The organism is Magnetococcales bacterium, from assembly GCA_015232395.1.
In the GTDB taxonomy this organism is placed as follows: Bacteria; Pseudomonadota; Magnetococcia; order Magnetococcales; family JADFZT01; genus JADFZT01.
On the sequence record JADFZT010000065.1, the window covers coordinates 21,900 to 28,022 of the forward strand.

Annotated in this window: 5 protein-coding genes; all 5 read left to right on the forward strand. The window is 56.5% G+C overall.

The window, feature by feature from the left end; genetic code table 11:
• Window positions 1-44 precede the first annotated feature (44 nt).
• The 5 genes from HQL52_15605 to priA all read left to right on the forward strand — a co-directional run bounded on the left by HQL52_15605 (window position 45) and on the right by priA (window position 5,980).
• Entirely contained in the window at window positions 45-242 is a 198-nt protein-coding gene (locus HQL52_15605) for a hypothetical protein (GenBank protein MBF0370875.1), read from the forward strand.
• A 12-nt stretch (window positions 243-254) separates the two neighbouring features.
• Window positions 255-1,511, forward strand: a complete 1,257-nt coding sequence (gene lysA, locus HQL52_15610) for a diaminopimelate decarboxylase (GenBank protein ID MBF0370876.1) — start codon at window positions 255-257, stop codon at window positions 1,509-1,511.
• Between the two features lie 5 nt (window positions 1,512-1,516).
• A complete protein-coding gene (locus HQL52_15615) occupies window positions 1,517-2,326 on the forward strand; it encodes a diaminopimelate epimerase (protein MBF0370877.1) in 810 nt (269 codons plus the stop codon).
• 38 nt (window positions 2,327-2,364) lie between these two features.
• A complete protein-coding gene (locus tag HQL52_15620) occupies window positions 2,365-3,462 on the forward strand; it encodes a DegT/DnrJ/EryC1/StrS family aminotransferase (GenBank protein MBF0370878.1) in 1,098 nt (365 codons plus the stop codon).
• Window positions 3,463-3,580: 118 nt separating this feature from the next.
• Window positions 3,581-5,980 carry a primosomal protein N' gene (gene priA / locus HQL52_15625; GenBank protein ID MBF0370879.1) on the forward strand — a complete coding sequence of 800 codons (2,400 nt, stop codon included), beginning with the start codon at window positions 3,581-3,583 and terminating at the stop codon, window positions 5,978-5,980.
• The last annotated feature ends 143 nt before the right edge of the window (window positions 5,981-6,123 follow it).

The following is a 6,123-nucleotide window of genomic DNA, read 5'->3' on the forward strand; positions in this document are numbered from 1 at the left end:
TGTTGGCCATTTTCCGAATTGGTTCAAGCAAAGGCGTCCACCACATGGTTGTTCTTTCCCGTAGGTTTTGCGTTTTTTTGTTGTTCATCGCCATGACCCTCCCTGCCTGCGGCTATAGAGGCAACCTCTACCTGCCCGAAACAGCCACGGTGGAAGTGGCCCAGGAACAAGAGGTGGAGAAGCAGGATATTTCTGCCTCACCCGACACGCCTGATTCATCCGATTCACCCGACACCCCCTGACTGACGCCATCCATGGACCATTTTCACTATCAGGAAGATCGCCTCCACTGTGAGGGGGTAGCGTTGGAGCGGATTGCCGAGGAGGTCGGAACCCCCTTCTACTGTTACTCCGAAACCACGCTGCTCCACCATTTGCAGGTGTTCCACAGGGCCTTTGCCGGTCGGGATCACATCATCTGCTATTCGGTGAAGGCCAACTCCAATCTCGCGGTGCTGGATGCTTTGGTCAGCCAGGGCGCGGGGCTCGATATCGTTTCCGGCGGTGAGCTGGAGCGGGCCAGGCGGGTGGGGTGTCCGGGGGAGCGGATGGTCTATTCCGGGGTGGGCAAGCGTGCTGATGAGATTCAGGCCGCCTTGGAATATGGCGTGCTGATGTTCAATGTGGAAAGCGCCCAGGAACTCAGGCGCATCGATGCCATAGCAGGCTCTCTGGGCAAAAAAGCTCCCATCGCTCTGCGCATCAACCCCGACGTCGATCCCCAGACCCATCCCCACATCTCCACCGGCATGCGCCGGAATAAATTTGGCATCGCCTACGATGAAGCCTTGAAGCTCTATCGGGAGGCGGCCCGGATGCATCATGTCGAGGTGGTTGGGTTGGATTGCCACATCGGCTCCCAGCTGACCAGCCTCACTCCCTTTGTGGATGCCTTGAAGCGGGTTTTGGTGCTGATGGATGCCATGGCCCGGGAGGGGATTCACATACGTTATTTGGATCTGGGGGGTGGTCTGGGCATTCCCTATGACACCCAAAAAGCCCCCCCCCATCCGGAACGCTATGCCGGGGCGCTGCTTTCGGAGCTGGCCGGGCGGGATGTCACCCTGGTGTTGGAGCCTGGACGGGTGATAGCGGGCAACTCCGGGGTGCTGGTGACCCGGGTGGAGTATGTCAAGGATGGGGCGGAAAAGCGTTTTGTGATTACCGATGGTGGGCTCAACGATCTGCTGCGGCCTGCTTTTTATGATGCCTTTCACGGCATTTTGCCTGCCACCCGTCACTTTGATCGGGATGAAACCGTTGTGGATGTGGTTGGACCCATCTGTGAATCCGGTGATTATTTCGCCCGGGATCGCCTGATGCAGGAGTTTCAGGAGGGGGATCTTCTGGTAGTGCGTTCCACCGGGGCCTACGGTTTTGTGATGTCCAGCAACTATAACTCCCGCCCGAGAGCCGCTGAAGTGATGGTGCGGGGGGATCAATTCCAGGTCGTCCGACAGCGGGAGAGCCTGGAGCAGCTGTTCGAAAACGAACGGCTTTTTCCCAGGTAGCCCCTATGGAACTCTCCTTCACCAAGATGCATGGATTGGGCAACGATTTTGTGTTGCTGGATCATCTGGAAGCGGAGGTGGCGGTCACCCCTGAGCTGGCGGCTTTTTTGGCGGACCGTCGTTTGGGTGTGGGCTGCGATCAGCTGGTGCAGCTGCTGGCTCCCAGTGGGGGTGGTACGGTGGAGATGCGCATCTATAACGCCGACGGCTCCCAGGCGGAAATGTGTGGCAACGCTGCCCGCTGTGTGGCCCGCTATCTGTGGGATTATCGGGGGGTTGAGGGAAAAGAGATCATTTTGGAGACCCTGGCCGGATTGATCACCACCCGTTTGACCGAATCGGGCCTGGTGGCGGTGGATATGGGGGTTCCCAGCCATGGGGAGGCCAAGGCCTCTTTGCAGGTGGGGGGGCTTGGGATTGCCATGACCGAAGTCTCCATGGGCAATCCCCACTGCGTGATTTTTGCCGACGATGTGCCTGGATTTTCTTTGGAAGAGCGCGGTTTGGAGATTTCTGAACACCCCCACTTTCCCCACCGTACCAACGTGGAGCTGGTGGAGCGCTTGGATCAACACACCCTGGGTATGCGGGTTTGGGAGCGGGGGGTGGGCATTACCCCGGCTTGCGGTACCGGGGCGTGTGCCGCTGTGGTGGCGGCTGTGGTGAATGGTTTGACCGAACGACAGGTGACCGTGCGTCTGGACGGCGGAGATCTTGATATTCACTGGCAGGCTGATGGTCACGTTATCATGACCGGGCCTGCCCAGGAGGTTTTTCAGGGTAGCCTTGTTATTATTCCCCGGAAATCCAGTTAAGCGATCCGGGAAAGTGTCTGCTTCTTGAGGGAGGAGCCATGCAGTTTATCGATCTTCAGGCCCAATACCGTGCTTACCAGGAGCCCATCGACGCGGCCATCCGGCAGGTGTTGGCATCCTCCCGCTATATCCACGGCCCCCAGGTGGCGGAGCTGGAAAAAGTGCTCGCCGACTTTGTTGGAGCAGACCACGGGGTAGGGCTCTCATCGGGGACTGACAGCTTGACTGCCATCCTCATGGCTTGGGGGATTGGTCCCGGGGATGAGGTGATCACCACGCCTTTTACCTTTATCGCTACCGCCGAGGTGATTGCGGGTTTGGGGGCGGTGCCGGTTTTTGTGGATGTGGAGGATGAGGCTCTCACCCTGGATCCAACCCGGCTTGAAGCGGCCATCACTCCCCGCACCAAGGCGATCATTCCGGTGAGCCTTTTCGGTCAGTGTGCTGATTTTGACGCCATCGATGCCATTGCCAATCAACACGGTCTGCTCACTCTGGAGGATGCCTGTCAATCGTTGGGGGGCACTTACAAGGGGCGTCCTTCCGGGAGCCTGGGTACGGCTGGGGCGACCTCCTTTTTTCCCGCCAAACCCCTGGGTTGCTATGGGGATGGGGGCATGGCCTTCACCAACGATGAAGAGCTTGCCGCCAACATGCGCATCATTCGGGATCACGGTCAGGATGCCCGTTATCGCCACAGGATTGTGGGGATGAACAGTCGTCTGGATACCATTCAGGCGGCGATATTGTTGGCCAAAATGCCCTTTTTCAAAGGGGAAATTGAAGCCCGGCAGCGGGTGGCGGCTTATTATATGGAGCAGCTTCAAGGCAAGGTGCGCCTGCCCCACGTTTTGGCGCACAACACCAGCGTTTTTTCCCAGTTTACCGTGCGGGTGGCTAACCGGGATGTGGTGCAACAAAGAATGGGGGAGGCGGGTATTCCCACGGCGGTGCACTATCCGGTTTGTCTTCATCAACAGCCGGTTTTCAAGGATTTGGGCTATCCTGAGGATGCTTTTCCCATTTCCAGTAAAGCCGCTGATGAGGTGCTTTCCCTGCCCATGCATCCCTTCCTCACCCCCGCTGATCAGGATCGGGTGGTGGCTGCATTGTTGGAGATTTTGGCTTCTGCCTGATTTTAGCCTTTGTCGACTATCGGCCTTTTCCTGATATTGGTTTTTGCCTGACTGTTGTCTGATTCACAGTCCTGTCTCCCTTCAGCATCCGTCGATCCCGGGATGGCCGGGGAGCCCCATGTTTGTCCAGATCGCCCTGCCCATTCCCAAACGAACTCTTTTTACCTATGCGCTTCCTGAGGCACTTGAGGATCTGTGCCGTCCGGGCTGTTTGGCGTTGGTGCCGGTGGGGCGGGGTAATCAGGTGGGGTTGGTTTGGAAGCTCAGTGAAGAGTCGGAGTGGAGCGGTGGGGGGATCCGCCAGATCATCGATATTTTGGGGGAGGAGCCGCTTTTTTCGGATGAGATGATCCATCTTCTGGATTGGATCTCCCGCTATTATCTGCGCCCTATCGGTTCGGTGGTGGCCGCTGCCATGCCGGGTCATCTTCGTTTCGAGCGCCGCCGCCGGGCTATTTGGCTGGGGGAGGAGGGGCTTGAACGGCTTGCCAGGCTTGAGGAGGGGAGCCTTGCTGAACAGAGCGATTCCCTTTCTGAAAACAAATCTCTCCCAAGCAAAAAGAAAAAACCGGATCCTGCCAGGCAAGCTGAGCTGATCGAACCACTTCCCCCTTCTTTGAAACCCCTGGCTGAAGCGCTGGCCAAACGCCCGAGTGGACTCACCGAAGAGACTCTTGCCCGGCGTTTTGGTCGCAAGGGGCTTGATGCCAAGCTTAAGGGGTTGGTGAAGCGGGGTTTGATTGAGCTGGAGGAGGATTGGCGGCCTAGACAGGGGGCATCGAAGGGTTCTGCCAAGGGTTCTTCTTCAGGACAGACCCTGGCTTCAAGCGGGGCTGGTGGGGAGGGTGTGGATGGGGGGGATCTTTCCGAGCCATTTCTTACCTGTGCTCCTGAGTTGACTTCTGAGCAGAGGGTGTGTGCTGAGGCTTTGGAGGGGGCTTTGGAGGGGGGGGAGTTTGCGCCGTTTTTATTGCGGGGGGTGACGGGTAGCGGCAAGACTGAGGTTTATTTTCGGGCGGTGGAGCAGTGTTTGAATGGGGGGCGTCAGGCGCTTTTGTTGGTGCCGGAGATTGCTCTTACGCCACAACTCACGCGTCGTTATCGGGCGCGTTTTGGGGATGATTTGGCGCTGTTTCATTCTGGGCTTTCTGATGGTTTGCGATTGCAACAGTGGCATCAGCTGCGTCGGGGCAAGGCTCGGGTGGCGTTGGGGGCCAGGAGTGCGCTTTTTGCGCCTTTTTCCAATTTGGGATTGGTGGTGGTGGATGAGGAGCATGATGGGGCTTATAAGCAGGAGGATGGGGTGCCTTATCATGGTCGGGATATGGCGGTGGTACGGGCCAAAAACTGTCGGGCGACGTTGATATTGGGTAGTGCCACGCCTTCCATGGAGTCTTTGGCGAATGCGCGTTTGGGTCGATATACTTTGTTGGAGCTTAACCATCGGGCGACGGGTGCGAAGCTTCCCCGGGTGGAGTTGGTTAATCTGAAGGAGGCGGCTCAAAAAAAAGAGCGGCCTTGGAACGCTTTGGTGAGTGAGCCTTTGCGTTGTGCGATGGTTGAGACTTTGGCATCGGACCGTCAGGTATTGCTTTTTCTCAACCGTCGGGGGTTTGCGCCGGCTTTGGTGTGTCGTCGTTGTGGGGCGGCGGTTAACTGCGAAAATTGCTCGGTGACTTTGACGTTGCACATGTCTCGTTCAAGGTTGATGTGTCATTATTGTGGGTTATCCAAGGGTGTGGATGATGTTTGTGTGGCGTGTGGTCAGCTTTCCATGGCTACTTTTGGTCCTGGCACTGAGCAGGTGGAGTCTGAAGTTCGGGAGCTTTTTCCTGAGGCCAGGGTGATTCGGTTGGATCGGGATACGGTGGGCAAGGGTGGGGTTGGGTTGGAGGAGACTTTGGAGTTGTTTCGGTTGGGGGAGATGGATGTTTTGGTGGGTACACAGATGGCGGCCAAGGGGCATCATTTTCCGAAGTTGGCTTTGGTAGGGGTAGTTTTGGCGGAGACTGGGTTGTGGATGCCTGATTTTAGGGCGGCGGAGCGTACTTTTCAGACGGTGACTCAGGTGGCTGGGCGGGCTGGTCGGGAGGAGGGTGATCCGGGTCGGGTATTGGTTCAGACGTTGGATCCGGGGCATTATGCTTTAGGGGCGGCGATGAATCATGATATTGGGGCATTTGCGGACACGGAGTTGAGTTTTCGGAGTCAGGCTGGTTATCCTCCTGGGTTTCGTTTGGCGATGATTCGTTTTTCGGCGTTGGATCCGGGGTTATTGGCGGATTTTTGTCAGGCATTGGGGGAGCGGTTGCCTCATGATTGTGGGGTTGAGTTATTGGGGCCGGCTCCGGCGCCTTTGTTTAAGTTACGGCGTCGGTTTCGTTGGCAGTTATTGTTCAAGGAGCGGGAGCGGGGGAGGTTGCATGGGGTATTGGCTGGGGTTTTGGCTTTAGGGGAGGAGATGGCGATGGGTCGGATTCGTTTGGATGCGGATGTGGATCCTTATTCTTTTCTTTGATTGATTTTATACTATTAAAAAAAAAGAGGGGGGGAGTTGGGGGGGATTCTTTCCCCCCAAGGTCTGTCTTTTGATTTTATCTTTTGATTTTATCTTTTGATTTTATCTTTTGATTTTATCTTTTGATTTTATCTTTTGATTTT

Bases quoted from the DNA above. Each gene is read 5' to 3' on its own strand.
- priA (MBF0370879.1), top strand. From the start codon at position 3,581: ATGTTTGTCCAGATCGCCCTGCCCATTCCCAAACGAACTCTTTTTACC.
- HQL52_15620 (MBF0370878.1), top strand. From the start codon at position 2,365: ATGCAGTTTATCGATCTTCAGGCCCAATACCGTGCTTACCAGGAGCCC.
- HQL52_15615 (MBF0370877.1), top strand. From the start codon at position 1,517: ATGGAACTCTCCTTCACCAAGATGCATGGATTGGGCAACGATTTTGTG.
- lysA (MBF0370876.1), top strand. From the start codon at position 255: ATGGACCATTTTCACTATCAGGAAGATCGCCTCCACTGTGAGGGGGTA.
- HQL52_15605 (MBF0370875.1), top strand. From the start codon at position 45: ATGGTTGTTCTTTCCCGTAGGTTTTGCGTTTTTTTGTTGTTCATCGCC.